The following is a 25085-nucleotide window of genomic DNA, read 5'->3' on the forward strand; positions in this document are numbered from 1 at the left end:
GCCTCATTCTGAGGGATGCCTGCATGACCATGTTTTCGAGTTTGCGCGCCTTGTGGACGGCCGCCGCCCTGCTGGCCCTGCCGTGCATGTCGGGTGCAGCCACCGCACAGCACGTGCTGGCCGCGCACCGGGCGGCGACAGGCGAACCCGCCAAGGCAGGCAGCCTGGCCTTGCGCTACGCCTATTCGGGCCAGGGGCTGGTTGGCACCGTCATCACGCGGTTCGACACCGCCAGCGGCGCCTTCGTCACGGACAGTGAACTCGGCCCGATCACGGTGGCGAACGGCTTCGACGGCCGCCTGCCCTGGATGCGCGACATCTCTGGCGCCTACACGCCCCAACAGGGCGGTGACCGGGTGCGCCTGGCGATCAACGAAGCCTACCGGCTGGCCAACCTGTGGTGGCGCCCGGATCGCGGCGGCGCCCGCATCGAGGCGCTGGGCCGCGAGACGCTGGACGGCCGCACGCTGGAGCATCTCGCCGTGATGCCTCGCGGCGGTTTGCGTTTTGACGCCTGGTTCGACGCCGGCAGCGGGCTGCTCGCCCGCATCGCCGAGCGCCAGATGTTCTTCGACACCCGCACGACCTACGAGGACTACGTCCGCCAGGGCGGCGCGCAGGTGGCTGGCCGCGTCATCGTCGACGGCGGCACCGGCGAGTCCGGCCTGGCGACGATGCGGCTGCTCGACGTCAGCTCGCCACCGCGGCGGCCCCGCACCGCCTACGCCATGCCGGCCGACCCACCACAAGGCGTCACCCTGGCCGACGGCGCCCGCCGGGCCAGCGTCCCGTTCCGGCTGCTGAACAACCACATCTACGTCGAGGCGCACGTCAACGGCCACGGTCCCTACACCTTCATCGTCGACACCGGCGGCCACACCATCCTTTCGTCCCGCGTGGTAGCCGAGGCGGGCCTTGACGCCCAGGGCGCCTCACCGTCGGCGGGCGCCGGCGAGAAGACGACGACCAGCGGCTATGCGAAGGTGCGCGAGATCGCGCTCGGCCCGGTCCGCATGCAAGACCAGACGGCGATCACCATGGACATCTACGACCCGGCGGTCGAAGGCATCCGGGTCGACGGCATGGTCGGCTTCGAGCTGCTGCGCCGCCTGGCGCTGCGCATCGACTACCAGCACAGCACGTTGACGTTCAGCCGCTTTGACGCCTTCGATGCCGGCGACGCGGGCACGGCCATCCCCTTCAAGTTCTACGACCACCTGCCGCAGGTCGAAGGCCGCGTGGGCGACATCCCGGCGCTGTTCGACATCGACACCGGCTCGCGCAGCGAGGTGGACCTCACGAGCCCCTTCGTCGCCGCTCGCCGCCTGCGCGAACGCTTCCCCGGCGCCGTCTCCGCCATGACCGGCTGGGGCGTCGGCGGCCCCTCGATGTCGGAGGTCGTGCGGCTGCCGTCGCTGTCGCTCGGGCCGGTCACCATCACCGCACCGGTGGCGGCGCTGTCGGGCGCCAGGGCCGGCTCCTTCAGAGATGCCAACTTCGACGGCAACATCGGCAGCGGGCTGCTCAAGCGCTTCGTGACCAGCTTCGACTACTCGCGCCAGCGCATGTACCTCAAGCCCATCGTCCCGCCGCCTGTCGACGCGGGCCGCTTCGATCGCTCGGGCATGTGGCTCAACGCGGCCGACGAGGGCTTCGTCGTGGCCCACGTCTCCCCCGGCGGCCCGGCGGAGGCGGCAGGGGTTGCCGTCGGTGACCGGCTCCTCACCCTCGATGGCCGGGCGGCGCGGGCCGATGAGCTGTCCGCGACACGGGCGCTGCTGCGCACCCGGGCGGATGGCGATCGCATCACGCTGGGCATGCAGCGCGGCACCGAGCCACGCGGCGTCGTGCTGGTGCTGCGGGAGCGGCTGTGAGCGACCACGACGAACGCCGGCGAACACGCGCCGTCCTGCTGCTGCTGTCGCTGGCCATGTTCATCGTCTCGCTCGACCAGTACATCGTGGTGGTTGCGCTGCCGGACATCGGCCGGGACCTGGGCTACTCGTCCCAGACACTGCAATCGGTCATCAGTGCCTACGCGATTGCGTCGAGCGGTTTCCTGCTGCTCGGCGGCCGCGCGTCGGACCTGCTGGGCCGGCGCAGGGTTCTGGCGGCGGGCCTGCTGCTGTACTGCCTGGCGTCCCTGGCCGGAGGGCTGGCGACCGGCACGGCGCAACAACTGGTGGCCCGCGCCTTCCAGGGCCTCGGCGGCGCCCTCGTGTTCCCCAGTACCCTGGCGCTGATCAACGTGCTGTTCAAACAAGGCCCGGCCCGCAACCAGGCACTCGGCTTCTGGGCCGGCGCGGGCGCGGCTGGGCTGGTGGTCGGCGTGCTGGCGGGCGGGGCGCTGACCAGCGGCTTCGGTTGGCGGGCCGTCTTCCTCGTCAACGTGCCCCTCGCCGGCGCGGCGCTGGCGGCCACCTTCGCGCTGATCGCACACGACGGGCCGCTCGACCTGTCGCGGCCGTTCGACCTTCCCGGCGCAATCAGCGCCACGGCCTGCGTCACGCTCATCGTCCTGGCCCTGGTCCAGGGGCCCGAGCTGGGCTGGACATCGCCATGGATCCTCGCCGCCCTGCTCGCCGGGCTCGCGCTGGCCGGGGCCTTCGTCGCCGTCGAGCGGCGCAGCGCCGACCCGATCCTGCCGCTGGCCCTGTTGCGAAACGGCTGGCTTGCACTCGCCGCGGTCACCGCCGCGCTGTTCATGGCCACCTTCGGCACGCTGCTCTACTTCCTGTCCCTCTTCTTTCAGGATGTGCTCGGCTACGACGCCCTGCACGCCGGCCTGGCCTTCCTGGTGCCCACGGCCGTCGTGACCGGGGCGTCGGCGGCAGCCGGTCGGCTGGCCACCCGCTTCGGCCTGCGCCGCACGATGGCAGGCGCGCTGCTCGTGGGCGCCGCCGGCGCACTCATGATCGGCCTGGCCGCCCGGCCCGACGCCGGCTACCTGGACCTGCTGCCTGGCATGGTGGTCGTCAGCCTCGGCGATGGCGCCATGTTCACGGCCATGTTCATCGCGGCTGCCCAGGGTGTCCAAGACGACCGGCAAGGCGTGGCCTCGGGCATTGTCTCCACCGCCTCGGGCATCGGTGCGGCCGTCGGCCTCGCGGTGCTGGTGTTGATTGCCAACCACGCCAGCGGCGGGGTGGCCGCGCAGGCGCTGCGCGCGGCGCGTGCCCAGGGGATCGCCCATGCCGCCTGCACGATTGCGGCAGGCATTGCGTTCACCCTGCTCATCGTGCTCGCCTGGCGGCAGGCGCCGGACGACGGCCATGGCTGAAGCACCGGTGATCGCTTTTCGCGACGCCGCCGAATTCGAGGCCTGGCTGGAGGCGCATGTCGATCTCCAGGGTGGCGTCTGGCTCAAGATTGCCAGGAAGGGGTCGGGCCTGCCCTCGCTGACGAGCGACGAGGCGGTCGACGTGGGCCTTTGCTTCGGCTGGATCTCCGGCCAACGCAGGGCGCTGGACGAGCGCCACTACCTGCAGAAGTACGTGCCTCGCCGCCCAGGCAGCCGCTGGTCGCAGATCAATGTGGACAAGGTGGCGGTGCTGGCCGCCGCGGGCCGCATGCGGGCCACGGGCCAGGCCGAGATCGATGCAGCCCGGGCCGACGGCCGCTGGGCCGCCGCCTATGCGCCGCAGCGCACCGCCGGCATTCCGCACGACCTGGCCGTCGCGCTGGCGAGCCACCCGCTCGCCAGCGCGGCGTTCGAGTCGCTCGGCCGCACGCGTCAGTACGCATGGATCCTGAAGCTGCTGACGGCGCGCGATGAACGGGCCAGACAGGTGCAGCTCGCGAAGCTGATCGACACCCTCGAGGGGGCTTGCGCGCCTGTTGAACGCGGCGGCGGCTAGGCCCGCGGTGCTGTGGCGCGACCGTCGTGCACGGGCCGCCAGCCAAACACGCGCCAACGCTCTGCGAATAAGCATCCCCGCTTTCCTTCGTTCCGCGAGGAAGGCGGTTTCCCTATCGTGCAAGGCATCAACCGACACCGGCCGCCATGCACATCACCAGCCTCTCAGCCAGCCCCAGCGAACGCTCGCGCTCCGCCTGGCTCACGCAGTTCGCGCTGACGCGCCTGGAAGGCCGCGCCACGCATCACGACGACATCCTCGTGCGCGAGCTGCCCGCCGCAGCGCTGCTGACGGCGAACGTGCAGGACCGGGCCATAGCCGCCGCCGTGCAAGCCGTCGAGCAGGCCGACGTGGTCGTCGTCGGCACTCCCATCTACAAGGCGGCCTACAGCGGCCTGCTCAAGGTCTTTCTCGATCTGCTCCCGCCCGATGCGCTGCGAGGCAAGGTCGTGCTGCCGCTGGCCACGGGTGGCAGCGCGGCTCATTTCCTGGCACTGGACTACGCCCTCAAGCCCGTGCTGTCGGCCCTGGGCGCCCGCCATGTGCTCGACGGCGTATTCGCCACTGACGCTCAATTGCGCCGTCATGAGGCCGGCGGCTTCGTGCCGGAGCCCGATCTGATTGCACGGCTGGACCGTGCCCTCGCTCCGCTGACGCCACGAATGCGGAACTCGCCAGAGCCCACTCAGCTGTCGACGCCGCAAGGCCAGCTTCACCACCGCTTGTCTCCTCGCCTCCCGCACGGGACCGGCGACTTCATCCCGGCGCTCGGGCGCTGATCGGGTGCGCCCGAGCGCCGGGATCTTTTTGCACAGGACGCTCTTCATGCTTTTCCGCTCTCTTCGACATGTCTTCCGCTGGACCGCGCCGCTGCTGATCGCGGCCACCAGCCTGCACGCTTCTGCCCAGACAACGTTACGCATCGGCTTCCAGAAATCCGCCAGCCTGTTGACGCTGCAGAAGTCCTCGGGCTCGCTCGAGAAGAAGCTCAGCTCCCTCGGCGTCGCCGTGAAGTGGGTGGAGTTCCCGGCCGGCCCGCAGCTGCTCGAGGGCCTGAACGTCGGCGCCGTCGACGTGGGCTTTGTCGGCGAGGCGCCGCCCATCTTTGCGCAGGCCGCCGGCGCGCGCTTCGTCTACATCGGCTTTGATCCCGCCGCGCCTGAGGCCGAAGCCATCGTCGTGCCCAAGGATTCCGCCATCAGGACGCTGGCCGACCTGAAGGGCAAGAAGATCGCGCTGAACAAGGGCAGCAACGTGCACTACCTGCTCGTGAAGGCGCTGGAGAAGCAGGGCTTGAAGTACAGCGACGTGCAGCCCGTCTACCTGCCGCCGGCCGACGCCCGTGCCGCCTTCGAGCGAGGTGCGGTGGATGCCTGGGTGATCTGGGACCCCTTCCTCGCCGCCGTCGAAAAGCAGAGCGGTGCGCGCCTGCTGCAGGACGGCCGCGGCCTGGTCAACAACTACGCCTATTACCTGGCCGAGCGTGGCTTCGCGCAGCAGCACCCGCAGGTCATCCAGGCGCTGTTCGATGACAACCAGGCCCAGGCCGCCTATGTGAAGGCCAACGTCAAGGCCGCAGCGGCTGTCATCGCGCCGCTGCAGGGACTGGAGCCCGAGGTCGTCGAGAAGAGCCTGACGCGCTACCAGTTCGGCGTGAAGCCGCTGACCCCGGCCGTCGCCGCCGAGCAGCAGAAGATCGCCGATGCCTTCCACGCCCTCGGCCTGATTCCCAAGCCCATCCGCGTCGCCGACGCGCTGCCCGCCACCACCGTTGCGGAGGCCACGCGATGAGCGCCCACGCCACGCGCCGTGCTGCCATCGCCATCCTGGCCACGACGGCCGCCGTCTGGACGCGCGCCAAGGCCGACGCACCCACGCAACTTCGCATTGGCTTCCAGAAGGGCTCGCTCAACCTCGCCCTGCTGAAGAGCTACGGTCTGCTGGAGCAGCGTTTGCCTGGCACCCGCATCCAGTGGACCGAGTTCCCCGCCGGCCCGCAGTTGCTGGAGGCCCTGGCACTGGGCAGCGTCGACCTCGGCGCCACCGGCGACGCGCCACCGGTGTTCGCGCAGGCCGCGGGCAAAGACGTTGTCTACGTGGGCGCCGAGCCGCCCAAGCCGGACAGCTCGGCCGTGCTCGTCAAGCCCGACTCGCCGCTGAAGACGCTGGCCGACCTGAAGGGCCGACGCGTGGCGCTGCAGAAGGGCAGCAGCGCCCACTTCCTGACCGTGCAGGCTGTGAAGAAGGCTGGCCTGGCCTGGGCCGACATCCAGCCTGTCTACCTGCCACCCGCCGACGCCCGCGCCGCCTTCGAGCGCGGCTCGGTCGACGCCTGGGCCGTGTGGGACCCCTACTACGCCGCCGCCGAGATCAGCGGCGAGCTGCGCGCGCTGGCCACCAGCCGCGGCCTGACGAGCAACAACACCTTCTACTTGGCGTCGCGCGCGCTGAGCCAGCAACCGGCCCTGGTGAAGGCGCTGTTCCAGGCCCTGACCGACACCGACACGCGCGTGCGCACCGATCGCAAGGACGCGGTGCAGCGCTATGCCGAATTCGCCGGCCTGCCCACGGCGATCGTGCAACGCATGGTCGAGCGCCGCGGTGCCGCGCCCGTCGGACCGCTCACGCCCGACCTGGTCCGCGAGCAGCAGCAAGTGGCCGACGCCTTCGCCGAGCTCGCGCTGATCCCCCGCCCCATCCGCGTTGCCGATGCCATTGCACAGGTGAAAGCATGAAGATCTTCTGGTTCATCCCCACCCACGGCGACAGCCGCTATCTCGGCAGCTCGCGCGGCGCCCGCGTGGCCGACCATGCCTACTTCAAGCAGATCGCCATTGCCGCCGACAGCCTCGGCTACGAGGGTGTGCTGCTGCCCACCGGCCGCAGCTGCGAAGACTCGTGGATCGTCGCGGCCAGCCTCATCGACGCCACCAAGAACCTGAAGTTCCTTGTCGCGCTGCGGCCCGGCCTCGTCGCGCCGTCGCAGAGCGCCCGCATGGCCGCCACGCTGGACCGCCTCTCGGGCGGCCGCCTGCTCGTCAACCTTGTCACCGGCGGCGACCCCGACGAGTTGGCCGGCGACGGGCAGTTCCTCGATCACGCGGCGCGCTACGAGCAGAGCGCCGAGTTCATCCGCATCTGGCGCGAACTGCTGGCCCGCTCGCACACCGGCGAGCCGCTGGACCTGGATGGTGAGCATCTCAGCGTCAAGGGCGGCAAGGTGCTCTACCCGCCCATCAACAAGCCCTACCCGCCGGTGTTCTTCGGCGGCTCCTCAGGCCCGGCGCACGACCTGGCTGCGGAGCAGGTCGACACCTACCTGACCTGGGGCGAACCCCCGGCCGAGGTCGAGAAAAAACTCGCCGACGTGCGCGAACGCGCCGCGGCACGAGGCCGCCGCCTGCACTACGGCATCCGCCTGCATGTCATCGTGCGCGAGACCGAAGATGAAGCCTGGCGCGCCGCCGGCGAGCTGCTGTCCGAGCTGGACGAAACCACCGTCACCGCCGCCCAGGCGCGCTTCAAGACCATGGACTCGGTCGGCCAGCGCCGCATGGCCGAACTGCATGGTGGCCAGTTCAACAAGGCCGATGTGCGCCAGGGGCTGGAGATCGCGCCGAATCTGTGGGCCGGCGTGGGCCTGGTGCGCGGTGGCGCGGGCACGGCCCTGGTGGGCAGCCCGCAGCAGGTGGCGGACCGCATCAAGGAATACTCGGACATCGGCCTGGAGTACTTCATCCTCAGCGGCTATCCGCATCTGGACGAGGCTCACCGCTTTGCGGAACTGGTGTTCCCGCTGCTGCCGCTGGGCGTGCGCGAGAAGCTCACCGCGCCCGTGCTGACCGGCCCGTTCGGCGAAGTCGTGGCCAACAGCTACGTGCCCAAGGCCGTTTCCGCGAGCTGAACCGATGTTGCGCCGCCTCATCCCCTGGCTGCTGCCCGCAGCTCTCCTCGTCGCCTGGGAGATCGCCTCGCGCAGCGGGGTGCTGTCTGCGCGCATCCTGCCCGAGCCCGCCGCGGTGCTGGCCGCCTTTTGGCAGCTGCTGCGCTCGGGCGAATTGGCGCATCACGTCGCCGTCAGCACGGCGCGGGCCTTCTCGGCGCTGGCCATCGGCGGCGGCCTCGGCCTGTTGCTGGGCCTGCTGACCGGCACCTGGCGCGCGGCCGAGACGCTGCTGGACACGACGCTGCAGATGGTGCGCAACATCCCCGCGCTGGCCTTGATCCCGCTGGTCATCCTGTGGTTCGGCATCGACGAAGCCGCCAAGCTGGTGCTGGTCGCCGTGGGTGTGTTCTTCCCGGTCTACCTGAACACCTTCCACGGCATCCGCAACGTCGACCGCGACCTCATCGAGATGGCGCGCAGCTACGGCCTGTCGGGCTTCCAGCTCTACCGGCAGGTCATCCTGCCCGGCGCCTTGCCGTCCATCCTGGTCGGCCTGCGCTTCTCGCTCGGGCTGATGTGGGTGCTGCTGATCGTCGCCGAGACGCTGTCGGCCCAGGCCGGCATCGGCTACCTGACGATGAATGCGCGCGAATTCCTGCAGACCGACATCGTGCTGGTCGGCATCCTGCTCTACGCCGTGCTCGGCAAGCTGGCCGACGTCGTCGCGCGTGGGCTGGAGAAGGCCTGGCTGCCCTGGCACCGCGGCTATGCCGCCGAGGGGAACTGATCATGTGGCTCACTGAATTCGACACGCCCGTGCTGCCGCGTGAGCCCGTGGTTGCCGATACGCCGGCGCGCAGCACCTCGCAGGGCCTGGCGCTGCAACTGCGCGGCGTTGCCAAATCCTTCGGCACACGCCATGTGCTGCAGGACCTGGACCTGACCGTCGCGCCGGGCGAGTTCGTCGCGCTGGTGGGCCGCAGCGGCTGCGGCAAGAGCACGCTGCTGCGGCTCATCGCCGGGCTGGACTCGCCGAGCGCCGGCCTTGTCGAAGCGGGCACGGCGGGCGAGCGCCGGCTGATGTTCCAGGACGCCCGCCTGCTGCCCTGGAAGCGCGTTGTCGACAACGTCGCGCTCGGCCTCGCCGGCCCCGATGCCAGGGACCGCGCGATGGAGGCACTGTCCCAGGTTGGCCTCGCCGGCCGCGGCAGCGACTGGCCGGCGACGCTGTCAGGCGGCCAGCGCCAACGCGTGGCCCTCGCCCGCGCGCTCGTGCACCGCCCTCGCCTGCTGCTGCTTGACGAGCCGTTGGGCGCGCTGGATGCGCTGACCCGGCTGGAGATGCACCGCCTCATCGAGCAGCTCTGGCGCCATCACGGCTTCACGGCCCTGCTCGTCACCCACGATGTCGCCGAGGCCGTGGCCCTGGCCGACCGCGTGCTGCTGATCGACCGCGGCGGCATCGCGCTGGATGCGACGGTCTCGCTGCCACGGCCGCGCTCTCGCACGGCGGCAGGGTTCGCGGAGCTGGAGGAGCGGGTGCTGCGGCAGATCGTCGGCCACCCGGCTTTGGCTTAGCGCCGGAAATGGCCGGCGGCCGGCAGGAAGTCCGTGTCGGTTGACTTGCTAGCCCTCACTTGCCATGCCTCTGAGCACATTAACCAGCTCGGGCAGGCGTACCCAAACCTCACCAGAGAATACGTTTGTCTCCGTGACCTTCGCTGGAATTGTGGAGACGGCGCTTGGCAAAACAACATAGCGCGTGGGCACCGCGACGCCGTCCTTGTATTGGAAGTCAGCAACCCAATGAACTCTCAATGCACCGTTTCCGCTGTGCATCACGGTGTTCCTGCGAAGGCGGGAGGCACACCGCTTCTCGTGCTCGGCCTCAGCGTCGCGATGCATGGAATTGGCACTCATCACTGGCTCGTGCCTGCTCCCAGGCCCCACAAGGAACAGGACGTAGCGATTTCCAATTTCGTAGCCGTAGTAGTTCCCAAACTCAATAGTTGCCCCGGCTGAAGCGCCTTTGAATCCGTCGACTATCAAGGCCGAGTACTTGGCGCCGCAGGACTTCTCGCCCGTGCCAATCGTCTCACCAGACGTCACCTCCACCAAAGCGACGATGTCCGCATCTTGAAAGAGCTGAGAGACTTCAATCGGCGGCAGCGTCGTTCCCTGAACCATACAGTGGAGGCCGACTACGCAGACTAAGACCAATCGCTTCATGGTGATGGCCAGCGTGGGAGCTAAGCGGACAGCGAATCCGTCCGCTGCAGCGAATGATTAATTGAAGCTCTCATTGCATGTGGGGTGAATTGGTGACGGGAACAACGCCGACGATGAGCATAGCCGCTGCAAAGTAGAACTCGAAGAACCACCAGCCTGACAAAAGTAGTAGCCACGCCGCAGATGGCTCACGGGAAGGATTGCCGAGAGCAAACAACCCGGCGGCGAAGAGGCCGAAGAGCAAGAAGAGAGAAAGCCAGAAGCCGAGATAGGCACGGCGGGGGAGGTAAAGCCGAACGTGAGCGGGGCTGAGAAGACCAGGAACGGTCTTGTGTTCTGGAAGAAGTGCGTGCCGCGACGCTCCGGACGCAATTGCGGCGCCGACACTCAAGGCGACGAGTGTGAATGGCGCAAAAGGAACTGAGTTCTGGAAGAGCCAAACATACAGCAATAGTGCGGCTACGCTGAATGCAGCGAGGGCGTAGATTCGGCCTGCTGATATGGGCATAAGACGGCTAACGAATAGCGTTTATCCGCCGACCAGGCGAGGTTGGAAGAAGTGTCGGCATAGCGGCGGCGGATAAACCTGTTGGACTGAACCGCCCACCGTACGGCGGCGTCAGGCGGCGATATGGGGAATGTAAGTTTCAAATCCCCCGCCGGACCAGAGCGGATTCACCCGGGTGAACGAGCCGCCCCTGCTCGGCCCGCCGCATGGCTCGCACGAAGCGATGGCGGTTCGCTCGGCCCGCAGTGAGCAGGGCCGTCTTCGCCGCTGGGCGCGCTGGATGCGCTGACCCGGCTGGAGATGCACCGCCTCATCGAGCAGCTCTGGCGCCATCACGGCTTCACGGCCCTGCTCGTCACCCACGATGTCGCCGAGGCCGTGGCCCTGGCCGACCGCGTGCTGCTGATCGACCGCGGCGGCATCGCGCTGGATGCGACGGTCTCGCTGCCTCGCCCACGCTCGCGCACGGCGGCGGGGTTTGCGGAGCTGGAGGAGCGAGTGCTGCGGCAGATCGTCGGCAACCCGGCCTTGGCTTAGCTGTCAGGGACTGAGCGAGTGGTGCTGGCTTAGCCGCCCGCAGAGCAAGGCCGCGAGCCGCGCAGCACGTTGTACGGATTCACCGGCGCACCGCGCCACCAGCGTGGCTTCGGCTCGAGCTTGAAGATCGCCAGGTGCAGGTGCGGTGCACCGGCCGGCGAATTGCCGGTCAGGCCCACGTAGCCGACCAACTGGCAACGGCGCAGCGACTGGCCTTCCACCAAGCCCGGCGCGTAGCCGTCGAGGTGGGCGTAGTAGTAGGCGTAGCGCGACGCGGGGTCGAACTGGTAAACCGTGAGGCCGCCGCGCTGGCTGGTGAACAGCTTGGCCACCACGCCGTCCTCCACCGCCAGCACCGGCGTGCGCATCGGGGCCGGGATGTCCAGTGCCTCATGGGCACCTTTCGTGCGGCCGTCGCCGAAGGTATCCGTCAGGGTGGCAGCCCACACGCCAGGTAGCGGAATGGACAAATCGCGGCCCTGCAGGTCGGCGATGTCGGCAGGCGTGACGGCGACGTCCACCGGGCCTGACTCGGGTGTGACCGCCGTTGCAGGCCAGGACGAAGGCACCGCGGGTGTCTCGACCCGCACCGCCGGCGCGGTCACCTGAGGTTGGACTGGCGGCGGCACTGGCGCGCGGCGCTCGCTGCAAGCGCTGGCGCAGGCCAGCAGCAAGGCCATTGCCGCGTGGGACGCGCCGTGGCGAGGCGGTAGGAGTGCCATTGCGTGCAACCTGCCTTGCAGCCGAAGTCAGGGCCGAATGTCGACCTCGAAGCCCGGTTTCACGAGCTTGGCCAGACGTTGCGCGTCCCAGTTCGTCATGTGGATGCAGCCGTTGGTTTCCTCACGGCCCAACTGCGCGGGGTTGGGCGTGCCGTGAATGCCCCAGTGCGGCTTGCTCAGCCCCAGCCACGTGTTACCGACGGGATTGTTGGGGCCGGGCGCGACCTCGACCTTCTGCGCGTCCTTGGGGGCGTTTTTCAGCAGCGCCGGGTTGTACGTGAAGGTCGGGTTCGGCACCTCGCTGACGATCTTCAGCACTCCCAGCGGCAACGGGTCCTGCGGCCCGCCGATGCTGATCGGGAACGCCCCCAGCACCTTGCGATCGGCGCCGAGCACCCACAAGGTCTTGGCCCTCTTCTCGATCTCGATCCTGACCGCCGCGCCGCCGACCGGCGGGCGCGCGGAGACGTCGGGCACGATCAACTCGTCGCCGGCCTTGAAATCCTTCGCCCGGCCACGATTGAGCGACGCAAGCATCGACTCGCTGAGATGGAAGCGCTCCGCCAGCGCCTCGCCGACGGTTTCGTAGTCCAGCGACTTCAGCTTGGCGCGCTCGGCCATGTCGGCGGGTGTGCGGGTGTAGGGGCCGGCCACGTCCTTGTCGGTGATGGTGTAGGTCGCGAACGCACCGCCCGTATCGCCCTGTTCCAGCGCCTTTGCGGTGGCCGCGTCGAGCCGGCCGCTGACCTTCAGGCCCCTGGCTCGCTGAAACGCGGTCAGCGCGTGTTGCAGGTTGCGCCCCTGGCGGCCATCGATCTCGCCCGGTGAGAACCACGCCCGATCCAGAAGCACCTGGGCGCGGGCGACCGCGTGGGCACCCACCGCGTGACCGTGTCCAGGCACCAGCGACGCAGCGTTGAACGCCTCCAGCGTCTGCGGTGCCGCCGACGAGGTGGCGCGGGCGCGGTGCGTGGCGGCAACGCCCGGCGACGCGACGCAGGCGCAACACAACAGCGCGGCAGCCATCTTCAGCGGTGAAATTGGCAAGGTCGGCATGGCTGGCTCACGAGGTGGGTCGATTCACCGCACCGTACCGAGGTCACCGCGCCGCACGTGTAGGCCGATGCCTGGAACCACTGCCAATTGACGACGTGAACCGCTGCCCGCGAGGCTGGACGACCGCTGCGCGCCCTACATCGGGCATCGAAGGAGCGGCGAAGTCCGATGAGTCGATGACTGCTTCGTGCCGCGCACCCTGAACCTGGCCCTTTGACGCGAGCGACGGCAACCGCTGCAACACCGACGGCGGCTTCAGGCTGGCCGCCGCCGTTCGCCGCAAAGCTTGCCAACCGGCAGATGGAGCGACTCAAAGCGAAAGACGCAGATGAACCGATTCCAAACGTCAGAACCGGTAGCAGTGCCCCGGCTGAGAGTCGCCACCATTGACCTGCGCACCATGGGCCGCAACAGTCGCGCCGGGATAGGCGCCGTTCTGACAGGCGATCAGCGCATCACGACTGCCTTCGACGCCCCGCTCGACTATGGATTTTCGCGGCTCAAGACGTAGTCCGCGATGTTCGGATGCCGCTGGGGCGTCGCTTGGTTTGGTGGTCGCGAACGCCCGAGCAGGAGAGCGGGGCAGCTTGAGGTTTAAGGGTACCGGGCCGGCGCCAGCGGCGTCATCGCCGGGCGCCGCGATGCAGTAAAGAGGTGCGACCAGCGCGACCAGCAGCATCGCTGAGCTGCGCACACCAGACAGCGAACCGGACAAGCGGCCTGCGAAGGGTAGAAACAACTGCTTTGAAGACGCAACGCCTAGCATGTCGGGATTGTGGCCAGTGTCCGATCCATCCGCGAGCCGTGCTGTTGACCTTGCCGTCCCGAGCCGTAGCCAGACTGTCCGCGGAAGGTGAAAAGAGCCAACGGAGACAAACGGTTCGCGCTCTACGATTTTGGATAGGTCGCGAGTGCGCGTTCCTACCTTCGTCGGTTCATAGCCCTGGAGCCTGAATGTTCTCTCGCCAAACACTTCTCGTTCTGTTGAGCGCCGCAGCGTTCACCGGAATTGCGCATGGTGCGCCATGCAAGACGACTGTCGATATTCCCCAGCGCCTGCGTGACAGCTCTCTGCTCCTATTGGGCGAACTGCACGGCACGCGCCAGATACCGGATTTCGTAAGCGCCTATGTCTGCAACTTGGCTGCTCAGGCGAGAAGCGTGGCGCTCGCGCTCGAATGGCCAGAGGAAAACCAAGCGGCAATCGACGCTTTCCTTGATAGCGACGGCCGGGGCGATGCACGCAAGGCGTTGTTCGGTTCCCGCGATTGGTCAAAGCCCGCGCATGAACAGGATGGGCGTACCAGCATGGCCATGCTTGTGCTGCTCGATGAGGTGCGGCAGCACAACAAAGCCACGCCGACTCGCAAGATCACAGTCCGCGCGATCGACGGGGACGACCTGACGATGAGCCGCAACGTCCGTGCGCTGACCGCTACGGGGCTTTTCTCTCACGTCGTCGTGCTGACGGGAGACCTCCACACCAGTTTGGTCAAAGGCAACATGTTCGATCCGGCCATGGAGCCCATGGGCTTTCTGCTACGTGACCTCCGCCCGATTTCCCTCGTGGCGGAGTACGACCAAGGGACGGCCTGGAACTGCGCCGCCAGCCAGTGTGAGCCGCATGTAGTGCTATCCATGCCGACGCAGCGAGGCGCGCGGTATTCAATTTCGTTGCGGCCACCGAAAGATCGGCTCGGCTACGACGGCAGCTTCTACGTGGGGAGGATCGACGCTTCGCCTCCGGCCGTTTTGCCCACCGCCGCGAACGATTGAGTTGAATGGCTTGCAAGAACGGCCGTCGCCCTTTCTCGCGCTCGAGCTGAGCGGCGGCAATCGCATGCCGGCACGACCGTCTCCGTCGCGCCCGGTGCTCGGACCAGGCAACATGGCACCATCGAGGCCGGGCAGGTCAACGTGGGGACGTCCATCAAATGATTTGGATGAGAGCCGCCGCTGACCGGCGGGTCAGACGTCGATCGTTGCTGGTCAAGCCTGGCCTGTGACTATGTTTTGGTTCAAATGGATTAAGTGACATTGAAGCAAGCGCTGATTTCATTCGTGCTCGTGCTGACGGCTGCAACCCAAGTTGTTGCCGAAGGCTCCGCGGCGGCTTTCCCGCAGATGCTGAAGCCGGAGGCACAGCAGGCCAAGTCGGCCCATCTGGCTGCGGACCTGCTGTCTCGCTACCACTACCGCCCCCTCTCGCTCGACGACGCGTTGTCGGCCAGGATCTTCGACCAGTATTTAAAGGCGCTCGATCCGGAGAAACTGTACTTCCTGCAGTCCGACATCGATCGCCTGTCAGGCGACCGCATCTTGCTCGACGACGCGATCCTGGCTGAGGACCTGCGGGTGCCGTTCGAGGTCTTCAACCTGTACGAACGCCGGGTGGCTGAGCGGCTGACCTATGGCCGCACCTTGCTCAAGAAGGGGTTCGATTTCGGGCAAGACGAATCTTTGACGGTCGAGCGCAAGGATCAGCCTTGGCCTGCGACCGAGGCAGAGTCCCAAGACCTCTGGCGCAAGCGCGTCAAGAACGAGTGGTTGCGGCTCAAGCTTGCCGGCAGGGACGACCCGGCCATCGTGAAGATTCTCGACAAGCGCTACGAAAGCGCATCGAAGAACCTGGGCAAGATCACAAGCGCCGACGCCTTCCAGGCCTTCATGAATGCCTACACGATGGCGATCGACCCACACACGAACTACCTGGGACCGCGCGCCGCGGAAAACTTCGGCATCTCCATGCGACTGTCCCTGGTGGGCATCGGCGCGCTTCTGACGCAGATCGACGACTACGCCACCGTCCGGGAGCTGGTGCCAGGAGGGCCCGCGAGCCTGTCGGGCCAGTTGAAGGTCGGCGACCGTATCGTGGGCGTCGCGCAAGGCGCGACCGGCGCCATGGAGGATGTCGTCGGCAGGCGCCTTGACGACACGGTGGCGTTGATCCGGGGCATGAAGGGTTCGACGGTTCGGCTGGACGTCCTGCCGGCCGACAGCGGGCCCGATGCGCCGAACAGGACCGTCGTACTGGTCCGCAACACCATCACAGTGCAGGACAGCGCCGCCAGGGCCAAGATCTATTCCGTCACGACGGGCGCAGGCAAGCGCCTGGTCGGCGTAATCACCCTGCCTTCGTTCTACGAGGATACCGACGCACTCAGAAAGGGCGACAAGGACTACCGCGGCGCAGCGAACGACGTGGGCAAGCTGCTGTTCGACATGAAGGCCCAGAAAGTAGATGGCGTGTTGATCGACTTGCGCAATGACGGCGGCGGGTCGCTGCGCCAGGCGGTGAACCTGACGGGCATGTTCGTTGGCAAGTTGCCGGTCGTTCAGACCCGAGATGCAAGAGGCAACATCACTGTCGAGAAGAACGCCGAGGCTGGTTTGGCATGGAGCGGGCCGCTGGGCGTCCTGATCAACAGGGGCTCGGCTTCGGCGTCAGAAATCTTCGCCGCGGCGATCCAAGATTACGGTCGCGGCGTGATCATCGGCGAGGGCAGCTTCGGCAAGGGCACCGTCCAGACCCTCGCCAACCTCGACCAGATCGCGAAGAACGCAGCGCCGACGTACGGTGAACTGAAGTTCACCATCGCTCAGTTTTTTCGGGTGAATGGCGGGACGACCCAACTCCGTGGCGTGACGCCAGACATCCTCTTTCCGCAAACCAGCGACGACACCGAGTTCGGAGAGTCGAGCTACGTCAATGCCCTGCCGTGGACCAACATTCGAGCCGTGGACTACTCGCCTGTGGGTGACGTCAAAACGCAGTTGCCCCGCCTGTTGGCTTGGCACGCAGCCCGCGTCGAGCACGCCCTTGACTTCCAGAACCTGCTGCAGGATGTGGCCAAGGCACAGGAGCGTCGCAAGAACAACGTGATTTCGCTCAGTGAATCAGTTCGACGCAAAGAACGTGCTGCCTCGGAGAAGCGCCTGGCTGCCCAGCTGGGTGAAGCGGGAAGGGGCGCGAGCGGCACGCTGGTCGACGACGGCTTGCAGTTCAACGAACGCCAGCTGGACAAGGATCTCGCCGCTGAAAAAACCCGGAAGACCATCAACGATGCGCTTCTTGACGAGGCTGTCAGTATCCTCTCCGACAGCGCGGCATTGAAGGAAGGCCAGACCCAAACAGCGGCGAGCGCTCTACCGATCCGTCCCCAGGTGGTCATGACCTTGCCGAACGTTTCCTCTGAGAAATAGCCGTTGGTGGCCGAGACCTGACCTGGAGGCGGCCACGTCGAGCGGCGCGCACATTGCCGGACTCGGTGCGGATCTTCACCCAAATGCGCACGACCCCCATCAGGTTGCCTCAAGGGTTCTCGCCCGACATCTCCATGATCAGTCGCGTCACGAGGTACAGCCGCGGCGCGATGGAGCGGATATCGACGTACTCGGCATCGTTGGAATGGGCGCCAAAGCCCGTGAGACCCAGGCCTTCGATCACCGGTCCTCGGGCCTGTATCGCCGCGAAGGAGGCGTCCGTGCCGCCGCCCGTGGCGACTTCGGCCACCTGCATCGCCAGGCCCAGCTCCGCATAGATGGCCTGGGCGCGCTTGGCCAGCGCGCGTGACGCGTCGGTGGCCTCCAGCGGCGGGCGGCGCACTTCGAACTTGAGCTGCACCTTGGCGTCAGCCAGGCGCCGCTGCTGCACGCGGCGCTGCAGCTCCTTCTCCAGGCGGTCGAAGTCCGCCACACGCAAGGCGCGCGCATCGGCCTGGGCCGTGGCCTGGGCCGGGATCACGTTGCGGTTGGTGCCCGCCTGGGCCATCGTCCAGTTCAGCTTCAGGCCCGTGGCCGGCTCCGACAAGTCCTGCATCTGCAGCAGTTGATGAGCCAGTTCCGTCAACGCATTGATGCCACCCTCCGGCCTTGCGCCGGCGTGCGAGGAGCGGCCTTCCACGCTCAGATAGGCCGAGCCGATGCCGCTGGTCGCCAGGCGCACACCGCCCTGCGCGCCGGCGCCCTCGAAGGACAGCGTCATGTCCTGGTCAGCCGCGGTGCGCGTGATGGTCGCACGCGAGCCCGGCGAGCTGATCTCCTCGTCGCCGTTGATCAATACGGTCAGCGTGCCGTAGTCGTCAATGCCCGCCTTCTGCAGCAGCGTGATCGCATGCAGGATGGTGGCCACGCCCTGCTTGTCGTCCGCGATGGCGAGGCCGTAGGCGCGGTCACCCTCGATGCGAAAGGGCTGGTCCTTCAGCATGCCCTTCAGATAGACGGTGTCCATGTGGGCAATGAGCAGCAGCTTCTTGCTGCCTCGCCCCTTGAACTGCGCCTTCACCATCTGGCCCTGGCGTTCCGGCGTGTCCTCCATGCGGTAGACCTCGGAGGGCTCGATCATCGACACCTCGCCGCCCAGGACCTTGAGCTTGCCGGCGATCAGCCCGGCCACCGAGGCCAGGCCGTCCAGGTCCTTGCTGCCGGACTCGATCTCGACCAGCGCTCGCAAGGTCTCCAGCAGCGCCGGCTGCTCCTGCTTCGCCAGGTCCTGCAGTTGCTGGGACGTGGGCGTTGCCTGAGTCAGGGACGCCGCGAGAAGGGCGGTGCTGGCGATCAGGATGCGAAGGCGAAGATGCATGGCGTTGTGGTCGTGGTGTGGACGGCGCGGACTGTGCCAGCGGCCGCGGCAGCCGCCTATCGACAAGTTTTCCCCACCCTATGCAGTGATGTAATGGGCTGATGTAATGACCCATGCGCTTTCGCTCGCCGTCGCTGGCCGAACTCCATGCTTTCGTCGCGGTGGCCGAGCTGGGCAGCTTCTCCGCGGCCGCACAGGCCTTGTCCGTCACCCAGGGTGCCGTCAGCCGCGCGGTGCAGCGGCTCGAGTCGGAGCTGGGCCTGGCGCTGCTGGCGCGCGGCGGCGCCCAGGTCACGACGACGCCAGATGGCGCCGGCTACCTTGCCCGCATCAGGCCCGCCCTGGACATGCTGGAAGGGGCCGTTCCCTTGCGGGCGGCGCCTGCCGGCCCGTCACTGCGCATGGCGCCCGTGCCCTCGCTGTATGCGCGCTGGCTGGTGCCGCGGCTGCCGGCGTTGCAAGCGCAACATCCGCAGCTCAAGCTCGAGTTCCGCCGCTGGCGCCACGACGACCGCTTCGAGCGCGACGACGTCGCCTGCTGGATCAACCCCAAGCCGAGCGCACACAGCCGCTGGCCCGAAGGCGTCGTCGCGCAATACCTGCTCGGGCGCGAACTGGTCCCCGTGTGCCGCCCCTCGCGCGCCGCCCGGCTGACCCGGCCGCAAGACGTGCTGCAGCACCCGCTGCTGCACCACAGCGCCCATCCCGCCGACTGGGCGCTCTGGCTCAAGGCCCAGGGCGTGCAGGCGAGCCAGCCCCAACTGGCCTCGGGCTTCGACCTGGCCGCTGCACTGATCGAGGCCGTCGTCGCCGACATGGGCATCGCGGTCGTGCAGCTCTGCCTCATCGAAAGGGAGCTGGCCGCCGGGCAGCTCGTCGTGCCGTTCAGCGGCTGGGTGTCGTCGGGGCGCGGCTTTTACCTCTGCCGGCGGGCCGACCGGGAAGGCTCTTCCGAGCTCCATGCCTTCGCGCAATGGGCGGTGGCCGAGAGCCGGCGCTGGCGGCGCCAGGCCTTGGCTGCGCTCGACTGACGGTCAATACACGAGAGAGAAGGTGACGTAACCCTCGTCCCGCGGCGGTCCATCAATGACTGCGCTCCTGCATCACGGCGCGGTTCTTCCCGCCTCGCTTGGCCTCGTAGAGTGCCTTGTCCGCGGCTTCGATGAGTTCAAGGGATGAGCCACCGCGCTGCGGGATCATCGAGGCGCCGCCGATGCACACCGTGAGGTGCCGGGCCGGCGCCGAATCGCCCTGCGCCAGTTCAAGGTCCTGCACGGCCAGGCGCAGTTTTTCGGCCATGAAACTGGCCCCGGCCGCCGGCGTGGTCGTCATGACCAGCGCGAACTCCTCGCCACCGTAGCGCGCCACGAGATCGGTCGAGCGGTTGGCATTCAGGTGCAAGGTGCCCGCCACCTTCTGCAAGGCCTCGTCGCCGGCCGGGTGGCCGTACGTATCGTTGTACTGCTTGAAATCATCGATATCGATCATCAGCAAGGAGAGCGTGCTCTGGTCGCGCAGCGCGCGGCTCCATTCCATCTGTATGTGCTCGTTGAAGCGGCGCCGGTTGCAGATCTCGGTGAGCCCGTCCACATAGGTCAACCGCTGCAGCTCGATGTTCATCTCCGTCAGCTGCTGCTGGCTCTCGCGCAGGGCCCGGTACGCCTCGTCGCGCTGCAGCTGGATCGAATACCCCCTGGAGTGGTAGCGGATGCGCGCCACCAGCTCGACCTGGCTCGGCAGCTTGACGAGATAGTCGTTGGCACCGGCCTCGAAGGCTTCGCTTTTCACCGCCGGGTCCTCGGTGGTCGACAGCACCACGATCGGGATGTCCATGGTGGCCGTGTTGGCGCGATAGCGGCGAACCAGCGTCAGGCCGTCGATGCCGGGCATGACCAGGTCCTGCAGGATCACCGTCGGCCCGATCTGCTCGGCCAAGGCGATCGCCTTCGCGGGATCGGCGCAGTAGTGGAAATCGATGTCCGCGTGGCTCAGCAGCGCGCGGCGCACGGCCTCCCCGATCATCGCCTGGTCGTCGACCAGCAGCACCATGACGGGACGGCGCCTGGCCGCCGATGGCTTCGGGACGTCGAGGCTCTTCATATCAAGGTCGATCATCACGGCCTCCTGGTTCTGGTTGCATGGAAAGCGCAGCGCGCAGCCGCGATGCGATCGCGTCGATGGGCAGGACGTCCACCGCAGCGCCCAGTGCCACGGCGGCCCTCGGCATGCCGTAGACGGCGCAACTCGCCTGGTCCTGCGCGATGGTGTGGTGCCCCTGGTCGCGCAGCGCCTTCAAACCGAGTGCGCCGTCGCGTCCCATGCCGGTCAACAGCACGCCGACGACGCCGCCGCGCCAGAGCGCACAGGCACTGTGGAAGAACACGTCGACCGAGGGACGGTAGACGTACTCCCGCGGGATCGGCGTGTACGCCAGGCAGCCGCCTGCCACAAGCCGCAGATGGTCGTTGGTGGCGGCCAGCAGCACCACGCCCGCAGTGGGCCGGTCGCCTTCCGCGGCCACCCGCACCGGCAGCGTCGAATGCTGCCCGAGCCACTGCGCCATGCCGGCGGCGAACTGCTCGTCCACATGCTGCACGATGACGACGGCCCCAGGAAAATCTGCCGGCAGGCCGTGCAGCAAGGTGGCCAGCGCCGCAGGGCCGCCCGCCGAGGCGCCGATGGCGATCAAGGGTTGCGGGCAGCTCTTGCGCGGCCTTGCAGCGGACCGGGCGGCGTCGACCCGGGCCGGGGCGCTGTCGCCGATCAGCTTGCCGATGATCTCGATCTTCGCCAGCAGCGGTGCGGCGCCTGCGTGCGGGTCGGCGCCGGCCAGCGTCGGCGTGTCGACGACGTCGAGCGCGCCGTGGCCCATCGCGTCGAAGACGCGGGCGGTGTTGGCACCCATGTTGGAGGTGACAAGCAGGATGGCGCACGGCGTCTCGGCCATGATGCGGCGTGTCGCTTCGACTCCGTCGACGACCGGCATCAGCAGGTCCATCAGCACGAGGTCGGGCCGAAGTTCTGCGCAGCGCTGCACCGCCTGCGCGCCGTTCTCGGCCACCCAGACGACGCGATGCTCCGGCTTCAGCGCCAGCACGCGCCGCAAGGCCTCCACGGCCAGCGGCAGGTCGTTGACGATGGCGATCTTCATGTGACGACCGCCTCGCCGATCAGGTCCACGGCCGCCTGCAGCAGCGTCTCGTCCTGAAAGCTGCCCTTGGTCAGGTAGTGGTTGGCCCCGGCTTCCAACCCGCGCCGGCGATCCTCGTCGCGATCCTTGTACGACATGATCATCACCGGCAGCGACTTCAGGTTCGGATCTTTCCTGACGAGCGTGACCAGCTCGATGCCGTCCATGCGCGGCATGTCGATGTCGGTCACCAGCAGGTCAAAGTGACCGGTGCGCACCGCATTCCAGCCATCCATGCCGTCGACGGCCACCTCGACGTCGAAGCCGTGCTGGGCCAGCAGCTTGCGTTCGAGTTCACGCACCGTCAGCGAATCGTCGACCACCAGCACGCGCTTGCGCTTGCTCGCCCCGGCGGCGCCGGTGCCTGGCCGCACCTGGCTCAGCTGGCCGGACGCGATCAGCTTCTGCACCGAGCGGATCATGTCCTCGATGTCGATGATGAGCACCGGCGATCCGTCTTCCATCAGCGCGCCGGCGCTGACGTCCTTGACCTTGCCCAGGCGCGGGTCGAGCGCCTGCACCACCAGCTCGCATTCACCGAGGAAACGGTCCACCACCAGGCCGTAGATGTCCTCGTGGTCGCCGACGACGAGAACCGACAAGTCGCCCGCCAAGGCCTGGGGCGCGTCCACCTGCAGCAACTGGTGCGCAGTGACCAGGCCGACGCGTCGCCCGTCGACTTCGACGTGCTGCCGCCCCTCGAGCAGCTCGACCCGCTGTGGCGCTACTTTCAGGGCGCGGAAAATGCGCGCCAGCGGGACGGCGTAGGGCTCGCCGCCGATGTGCACGAGCAGGGTGCGCACGACCGACAGCGTGAGCGGCAATTGCAGCTGGAAGCGCGTGCCCAGGCCCGGCTGCGTCGACACGCGAACGCTGCCGCGCACCTGTTTGACCATGTCCTGCACGACGTCGAGCCCGACGCCCCGCCCGGAGACCTCGGTCACCCGCCGGCTGAGCGTGAAACCCGGCAGGAACAGGAACTCCAGCAGCTCGGACTCCGACAGCTCGGCCGCGACCTCGGGCTTGGCGTGGCGGCGCTCGACGACGGCGCTGCGCAGTGCCTCCAAGGCGATGCCGCCGCCGTCATCGGACACGGTAATCTGCAACGCCCCGGCGCTGTGGCGCGCCTCGAGCCGCACGACGCCTTCCGCGGGTTTGCCCACGGCATGTCGCTGCGCGGGCGATTCGATGCCATGGTCGAGCGCATTGCGCAGCAGGTGGCCAAGCGGTGCATCCAGCTTCTCGAGCACGTCGCGGTCCACCGGCGTCGCGGCACCGACGATGTCGAGCCTGACCTGCTTGCCCAGCGAACGCCCCAGGTCGCGCAGCATGCGGGGCATGGTTTGAACACCGTCGGCGAATGGCCGCATCCGACAGGCCACCGCCTCGTCGTACAACCGGCGCGAGAGGTCGGCCGAGCGCCGCTCGAAAGTTTCCAGATCGGCCAACCCCTGAGCCAACAGCTGCTCGCACTCAAGCATGCGGCGCCTGACCTCGGGCGGTGCGGCCCGCTCTTGCGCAGCCTCATGCTGAAGCCGCTTGAGCCGCAGCAGCGAGTTGGCGAAGGGCGTGAGCCACCTTGCGGCCACCAATGATTCGCCGGCCAGCCCGAGCAGCCGATTCAGGTTGTCGGCGGTGACGCGCACGACGCGGTCCGAGGCGTCGCGCACCGGCACCGCCGCGGGGGGCGCCACCGCTGCCTCCAGCACCGGCGCTGCCGCGTCGGGCGCCGGGTCGTCTTCGTCGCTGGCCAGCATCGCGGTCTTCAGGGCCTCGACGAAGGCCTTCACCTGCAGCGCGTCGCCAGGGTCCGTCCCGGCGGTCCGGCCCAGGCGCGCGAGCAGGTCCACACCCGCGAGCAACGGGTCGATCTGACGTTGGCGCAGCCGCAACCGGCCCGTTTGAGCGGCGACGAAGCAGTCTTCCATCGCATGCGCCACTTCCACCGCGGCGCCGATGCCGACGATGCTGGCGGCACCCTTGAGCGAATGGGCGGCGCGCATGCAGGACTCGAGCTGGTCGGGCGCTTCCGGGCTCCGCTCCAGGGCGAGCAACCCCTGCGTCAGCAACGGCGCGTGGTTCTCCACCTCGATGCGGAACAGGTCCAGCATCGACAGGTCGCTGAGGTCGACGTTGCTCATTGGGGCACCCTGGGCGCTGCGCGCCATCCCGCCAAGCGGGAATGAGCCCCTTCGGGCGGCCGGGCGGGGCTCATGCGAGGCCCCGTTGAATGGTGTAGAGCAGCAGTTGCTCGTCGAGCAGGCCGACCGCGCGCTCATTGCTGCCCCCTGGCGCTTCTCGAGGGGTTCGCCCGCGTTCGGGCGGCCGGGTGGCGGGTTCGTGCCAGGCCAGGATCGCCTTGGAGTAGGTCGCCGTGGCACGCGCGACGGTGGCAGGCACTGGCTTCAGCGTGGCCGGATCGAAGCGCTGAATGCCGTGCATTTCGTCGACCGCGAAGCCCAGGCGCTGGCCGTCCAGGCCGATCACCACCAAGCGCCGAAGTGTCAGGCGTTGCCGTGCGTGCCCCGTCTCGGCGACGTGCGCCAGGCCGAGGACGCTGCCCAGCGATACGCAGACCAGCAACTCGCCCCGCACGTTGGCCACACCCTGCACGACGCCGCCGCGCCGGCTCGGCAGCGAATGGATCGCCGGCAAGGCGGCGACTTCCTGGAACACCGGCGTCGGCAGGGCCAGCCATTCGGCGCCGATGCGAAAGATGACCGCCGAGCCCACCTCGCCCAGCCCAAGTGCTTGGGCCCGCCCCATGTGCCGGGTGCAATCGGCGAGGTAGCCGGGCGGCGCCGGGCGGTCCAGCAAAGCCAGCGCGGCGGTGGCGTGGGTGGGGCAGTGGCTGCAGTGCACGTGCTGCTTCAGATCGGGGCAGGAGCCATCGCCGCGCACACCGATCTGGTTCCAACAGTCGTTGAGAGCCACTTGCGCGTTCATCTCAGTTATCCATTCCGCATTCGCGGCACCCGCGATGCATGAAAGAAGTATTTCGGGCCGAGCGCCGGGCCGCTCCCAAGCCGGCCCGCCTGGCGATGTGCTTGCCGGTCGATCCGGCAAGCATCGCCGTCCCCTTGGGGGACCGACTGGGCTTGCCCGCGTCCAGCGGGGCCAGATTGGGCGAGGGGCTTACTCACTTCAGGCCCCGCCTGGTTGCAGCCGGCTGGCGCGTCGCTGCAGGCGCAGTGCGCCGGCCGCGTCGCCCTGCTTTTGCAGCAACAGGGCGAGGTGGATCAACGCCTCATGGTGATTCGGATCCAGATAGAGCGCCTTGCGGTATTGGTCGGCCGCATCGCCCGCGTTGCCGCTCGCATCGCGCACCAGGCCGAGCAGATTGAACGCATCGGCCGTGGGCCCGTGCTCGCGCAGATGCGCTTCACAGTGCGATGCGGCCTCGGCGAGGTGGCCCTGGTCGGCGAGGCACCGTGCTCGGGCCATGCCGGTCGCCGCTTCAGCCCGCGCAGCCACCCGCGGCGCGACAGCGGGCGGCGGCGCTCGGGGCCGGGCGGGCCG

The 25085-nt window shown here is 68.0% G+C and carries 23 protein-coding genes and 1 pseudogene; 13 read left to right on the plus strand and 11 right to left on the minus strand.

From position 1 onward, the window contains the following. Window positions 1–23: 23 nt before the first annotated feature. The 9 genes from ACXJKM_RS19650 to ACXJKM_RS19690 all read left to right on the plus strand — a co-directional run bounded on the left by ACXJKM_RS19650 (window position 24) and on the right by ACXJKM_RS19690 (window position 9321). Complete coding sequence (locus tag ACXJKM_RS19650) at window positions 24–1874, plus strand: aspartyl protease family protein (RefSeq protein WP_457354527.1); 1851 nt, start codon at window positions 24–26, stop codon at window positions 1872–1874. Then, complete coding sequence (locus ACXJKM_RS19655) at window positions 1871–3280, plus strand: MFS transporter (protein WP_457354529.1); 1410 nt, start codon at window positions 1871–1873, stop codon at window positions 3278–3280. Before ACXJKM_RS19650 ends, ACXJKM_RS19655 begins: the two co-directional genes overlap by 4 nt. Next, window positions 3273–3857, plus strand: coding sequence for a YdeI/OmpD-associated family protein (locus ACXJKM_RS19660; protein WP_056198890.1), 585 nt, complete (start codon window positions 3273–3275; stop codon window positions 3855–3857). The genes ACXJKM_RS19655 and ACXJKM_RS19660 overlap by 8 nt, the downstream gene beginning before the upstream one ends. A 146-nt stretch (window positions 3858–4003) precedes the next feature. Further along, window positions 4004–4636, plus strand: a complete 633-nt coding sequence (gene ssuE / locus ACXJKM_RS19665; RefSeq protein WP_457354531.1) for an NADPH-dependent FMN reductase — start codon at window positions 4004–4006, stop codon at window positions 4634–4636. Window positions 4637–4682: 46 nt separating this feature from the next. Further along, the gene (locus ACXJKM_RS19670) at window positions 4683–5648 is read left to right on the plus strand and encodes a sulfonate ABC transporter substrate-binding protein (RefSeq protein ID WP_457354533.1); all 966 of its coding nucleotides are present in this window, start codon (window positions 4683–4685) and stop codon (window positions 5646–5648) included. Then, complete coding sequence (locus ACXJKM_RS19675; protein ID WP_457354535.1) at window positions 5645–6592, plus strand: aliphatic sulfonate ABC transporter substrate-binding protein; 948 nt, start codon at window positions 5645–5647, stop codon at window positions 6590–6592. The genes ACXJKM_RS19670 and ACXJKM_RS19675 overlap by 4 nt, the downstream gene beginning before the upstream one ends. Beyond that, the gene (ssuD, locus tag ACXJKM_RS19680) at window positions 6589–7761 is read left to right on the plus strand and encodes an FMNH2-dependent alkanesulfonate monooxygenase (protein ID WP_457354537.1); all 1173 of its coding nucleotides are present in this window, start codon (window positions 6589–6591) and stop codon (window positions 7759–7761) included. Before ACXJKM_RS19675 ends, ssuD begins: the two co-directional genes overlap by 4 nt. A 4-nt stretch (window positions 7762–7765) precedes the next feature. Then, on the plus strand, window positions 7766–8530 hold the full coding sequence (gene ssuC, locus ACXJKM_RS19685) for an aliphatic sulfonate ABC transporter permease SsuC (protein WP_056198904.1): 765 nt from the start codon (window positions 7766–7768) through the stop codon (window positions 8528–8530). Between the two features lie 2 nt (window positions 8531–8532). Next, window positions 8533–9321, plus strand: coding sequence for an ATP-binding cassette domain-containing protein (locus ACXJKM_RS19690; protein ID WP_056198905.1), 789 nt, complete (start codon window positions 8533–8535; stop codon window positions 9319–9321). A 48-nt stretch (window positions 9322–9369) separates the two neighbouring features. Here the strand turns inward: ACXJKM_RS19690 and ACXJKM_RS19695 are convergent, their stop codons facing one another. Both ACXJKM_RS19695 and ACXJKM_RS19700 read right to left on the minus strand, forming a co-directional pair. Further along, window positions 9370–9972 carry a hypothetical protein gene (locus tag ACXJKM_RS19695; RefSeq protein WP_457325670.1) on the minus strand — a complete coding sequence of 201 codons (603 nt, stop codon included), beginning with the start codon at window positions 9970–9972 and terminating at the stop codon, window positions 9370–9372. Between the two features lie 70 nt (window positions 9973–10042). Further along, window positions 10043–10363: a hypothetical protein gene (locus tag ACXJKM_RS19700; RefSeq protein ID WP_457354539.1), complete on the minus strand. Its 321-nt coding sequence runs from the start codon at window positions 10361–10363 to the stop codon at window positions 10043–10045. A 381-nt stretch (window positions 10364–10744) separates the two neighbouring features. On the opposite strand from ACXJKM_RS19700, the pseudogene ACXJKM_RS19705 reads away from it, so the two are divergent. Continuing rightward, window positions 10745–11017: pseudogene (locus tag ACXJKM_RS19705) on the plus strand (aliphatic sulfonate ABC transporter ATP-binding protein); the annotation flags it as partial. Window positions 11018–11046: 29 nt separating this feature from the next. Here the strand turns inward: ACXJKM_RS19705 and ACXJKM_RS19710 are convergent. The 3 genes from ACXJKM_RS19710 to ACXJKM_RS19720 all read right to left on the minus strand — a co-directional run bounded on the left by ACXJKM_RS19710 (window position 11047) and on the right by ACXJKM_RS19720 (window position 13474). Next, window positions 11047–11739: a M23 family metallopeptidase gene (locus tag ACXJKM_RS19710; RefSeq protein ID WP_457354541.1), complete on the minus strand. Its 693-nt coding sequence runs from the start codon at window positions 11737–11739 to the stop codon at window positions 11047–11049. 27 nt (window positions 11740–11766) lie between these two features. Then, window positions 11767–12795: a L,D-transpeptidase family protein gene (locus ACXJKM_RS19715; protein WP_457354543.1), complete on the minus strand. Its 1029-nt coding sequence runs from the start codon at window positions 12793–12795 to the stop codon at window positions 11767–11769. A 346-nt stretch (window positions 12796–13141) separates the two neighbouring features. Next, the gene (locus ACXJKM_RS19720) at window positions 13142–13474 is read right to left on the minus strand and encodes a hypothetical protein (protein WP_457354545.1); all 333 of its coding nucleotides are present in this window, start codon (window positions 13472–13474) and stop codon (window positions 13142–13144) included. A 275-nt stretch (window positions 13475–13749) separates the two neighbouring features. Here ACXJKM_RS19720 and ACXJKM_RS19725 point away from each other — a divergent pair, with 275 nt between their 5' ends. After that, window positions 13750–14571 carry a hypothetical protein gene (locus tag ACXJKM_RS19725; protein ID WP_457354547.1) on the plus strand — a complete coding sequence of 274 codons (822 nt, stop codon included), beginning with the start codon at window positions 13750–13752 and terminating at the stop codon, window positions 14569–14571. A gap of 255 nt (window positions 14572–14826) precedes the next feature. Continuing rightward, on the plus strand, window positions 14827–16998 hold the full coding sequence (locus ACXJKM_RS19730; RefSeq protein WP_457322998.1) for a carboxy terminal-processing peptidase: 2172 nt from the start codon (window positions 14827–14829) through the stop codon (window positions 16996–16998). A 109-nt stretch (window positions 16999–17107) separates the two neighbouring features. Here the strand turns inward: ACXJKM_RS19730 and ACXJKM_RS19735 are convergent, their stop codons facing one another. Then, a complete protein-coding gene (locus ACXJKM_RS19735) occupies window positions 17108–18376 on the minus strand; it encodes a M20/M25/M40 family metallo-hydrolase (protein WP_457354548.1) in 1269 nt (422 codons plus the stop codon). A 113-nt stretch (window positions 18377–18489) separates the two neighbouring features. Between ACXJKM_RS19735 and ACXJKM_RS19740 the strand changes: the two genes are divergently transcribed. Further along, window positions 18490–19407, plus strand: a complete 918-nt coding sequence (locus tag ACXJKM_RS19740; RefSeq protein ID WP_457354550.1) for a LysR substrate-binding domain-containing protein — start codon at window positions 18490–18492, stop codon at window positions 19405–19407. Window positions 19408–19459: 52 nt separating this feature from the next. Here the strand turns inward: ACXJKM_RS19740 and ACXJKM_RS19745 are convergent, their stop codons facing one another. From ACXJKM_RS19745 to ACXJKM_RS19765, 5 genes are all read right to left on the minus strand, one after another. Beyond that, window positions 19460–20491, minus strand: a complete 1032-nt coding sequence (locus tag ACXJKM_RS19745) for a diguanylate cyclase (protein ID WP_457354552.1) — start codon at window positions 20489–20491, stop codon at window positions 19460–19462. Further along, window positions 20478–21527 carry a chemotaxis-specific protein-glutamate methyltransferase CheB gene (gene cheB / locus ACXJKM_RS19750; protein WP_457354554.1) on the minus strand — a complete coding sequence of 350 codons (1050 nt, stop codon included), beginning with the start codon at window positions 21525–21527 and terminating at the stop codon, window positions 20478–20480. The genes ACXJKM_RS19745 and cheB overlap by 14 nt, the downstream gene beginning before the upstream one ends. After that, entirely contained in the window at window positions 21524–23707 is a 2184-nt protein-coding gene (locus ACXJKM_RS19755; RefSeq protein WP_457354556.1) for a hybrid sensor histidine kinase/response regulator, read from the minus strand. The genes cheB and ACXJKM_RS19755 overlap by 4 nt, the downstream gene beginning before the upstream one ends. A gap of 70 nt (window positions 23708–23777) precedes the next feature. Further along, the gene (locus ACXJKM_RS19760) at window positions 23778–24512 is read right to left on the minus strand and encodes a chemotaxis protein CheW (protein WP_457354558.1); all 735 of its coding nucleotides are present in this window, start codon (window positions 24510–24512) and stop codon (window positions 23778–23780) included. A gap of 198 nt (window positions 24513–24710) precedes the next feature. After that, on the minus strand, window positions 24711–25085 hold a 375-nt coding region (locus ACXJKM_RS19765), incomplete at its 5' end, for a tetratricopeptide repeat protein (RefSeq protein ID WP_457354560.1).

It is taken from the genome of Roseateles sp. P5_D6, assembly GCF_054049415.1.

What these genes read in the sequence shown, in the direction of transcription:
- ACXJKM_RS19695 (WP_457325670.1), bottom strand. Translation starts at nt 9,972, where the DNA reads ATGAAGCGATTGGTCTTAGTCTGCGTAGTCGGCCTCCACTGTATGGTT.
- ssuC (WP_056198904.1), top strand. Translation starts at nt 7,766, where the DNA reads ATGTTGCGCCGCCTCATCCCCTGGCTGCTGCCCGCAGCTCTCCTCGTC.
- ACXJKM_RS19690 (WP_056198905.1), top strand. Translation starts at nt 8,533, where the DNA reads ATGTGGCTCACTGAATTCGACACGCCCGTGCTGCCGCGTGAGCCCGTG.
- ACXJKM_RS19660 (WP_056198890.1), top strand. Translation starts at nt 3,273, where the DNA reads ATGGCTGAAGCACCGGTGATCGCTTTTCGCGACGCCGCCGAATTCGAG.
- ssuD (WP_457354537.1), top strand. Translation starts at nt 6,589, where the DNA reads ATGAAGATCTTCTGGTTCATCCCCACCCACGGCGACAGCCGCTATCTC.
- ACXJKM_RS19650 (WP_457354527.1), top strand. Translation starts at nt 24, where the DNA reads ATGACCATGTTTTCGAGTTTGCGCGCCTTGTGGACGGCCGCCGCCCTG.
- ACXJKM_RS19710 (WP_457354541.1), bottom strand. Translation starts at nt 11,739, where the DNA reads ATGGCACTCCTACCGCCTCGCCACGGCGCGTCCCACGCGGCAATGGCC.
- ACXJKM_RS19760 (WP_457354558.1), bottom strand. Translation starts at nt 24,512, where the DNA reads ATGAACGCGCAAGTGGCTCTCAACGACTGTTGGAACCAGATCGGTGTG.
- ACXJKM_RS19740 (WP_457354550.1), top strand. Translation starts at nt 18,490, where the DNA reads ATGCGCTTTCGCTCGCCGTCGCTGGCCGAACTCCATGCTTTCGTCGCG.
- ssuE (WP_457354531.1), top strand. Translation starts at nt 4,004, where the DNA reads ATGCACATCACCAGCCTCTCAGCCAGCCCCAGCGAACGCTCGCGCTCC.
- ACXJKM_RS19735 (WP_457354548.1), bottom strand. Translation starts at nt 18,376, where the DNA reads ATGCATCTTCGCCTTCGCATCCTGATCGCCAGCACCGCCCTTCTCGCG.
- ACXJKM_RS19745 (WP_457354552.1), bottom strand. Translation starts at nt 20,491, where the DNA reads ATGATCGACCTTGATATGAAGAGCCTCGACGTCCCGAAGCCATCGGCG.
- ACXJKM_RS19675 (WP_457354535.1), top strand. Translation starts at nt 5,645, where the DNA reads ATGAGCGCCCACGCCACGCGCCGTGCTGCCATCGCCATCCTGGCCACG.
- ACXJKM_RS19755 (WP_457354556.1), bottom strand. Translation starts at nt 23,707, where the DNA reads ATGAGCAACGTCGACCTCAGCGACCTGTCGATGCTGGACCTGTTCCGC.
- ACXJKM_RS19720 (WP_457354545.1), bottom strand. Translation starts at nt 13,474, where the DNA reads ATGCTGCTGGTCGCGCTGGTCGCACCTCTTTACTGCATCGCGGCGCCC.
- ACXJKM_RS19725 (WP_457354547.1), top strand. Translation starts at nt 13,750, where the DNA reads ATGTTCTCTCGCCAAACACTTCTCGTTCTGTTGAGCGCCGCAGCGTTC.
- ACXJKM_RS19715 (WP_457354543.1), bottom strand. Translation starts at nt 12,795, where the DNA reads ATGCCGACCTTGCCAATTTCACCGCTGAAGATGGCTGCCGCGCTGTTG.
- ACXJKM_RS19670 (WP_457354533.1), top strand. Translation starts at nt 4,683, where the DNA reads ATGCTTTTCCGCTCTCTTCGACATGTCTTCCGCTGGACCGCGCCGCTG.
- cheB (WP_457354554.1), bottom strand. Translation starts at nt 21,527, where the DNA reads ATGAAGATCGCCATCGTCAACGACCTGCCGCTGGCCGTGGAGGCCTTG.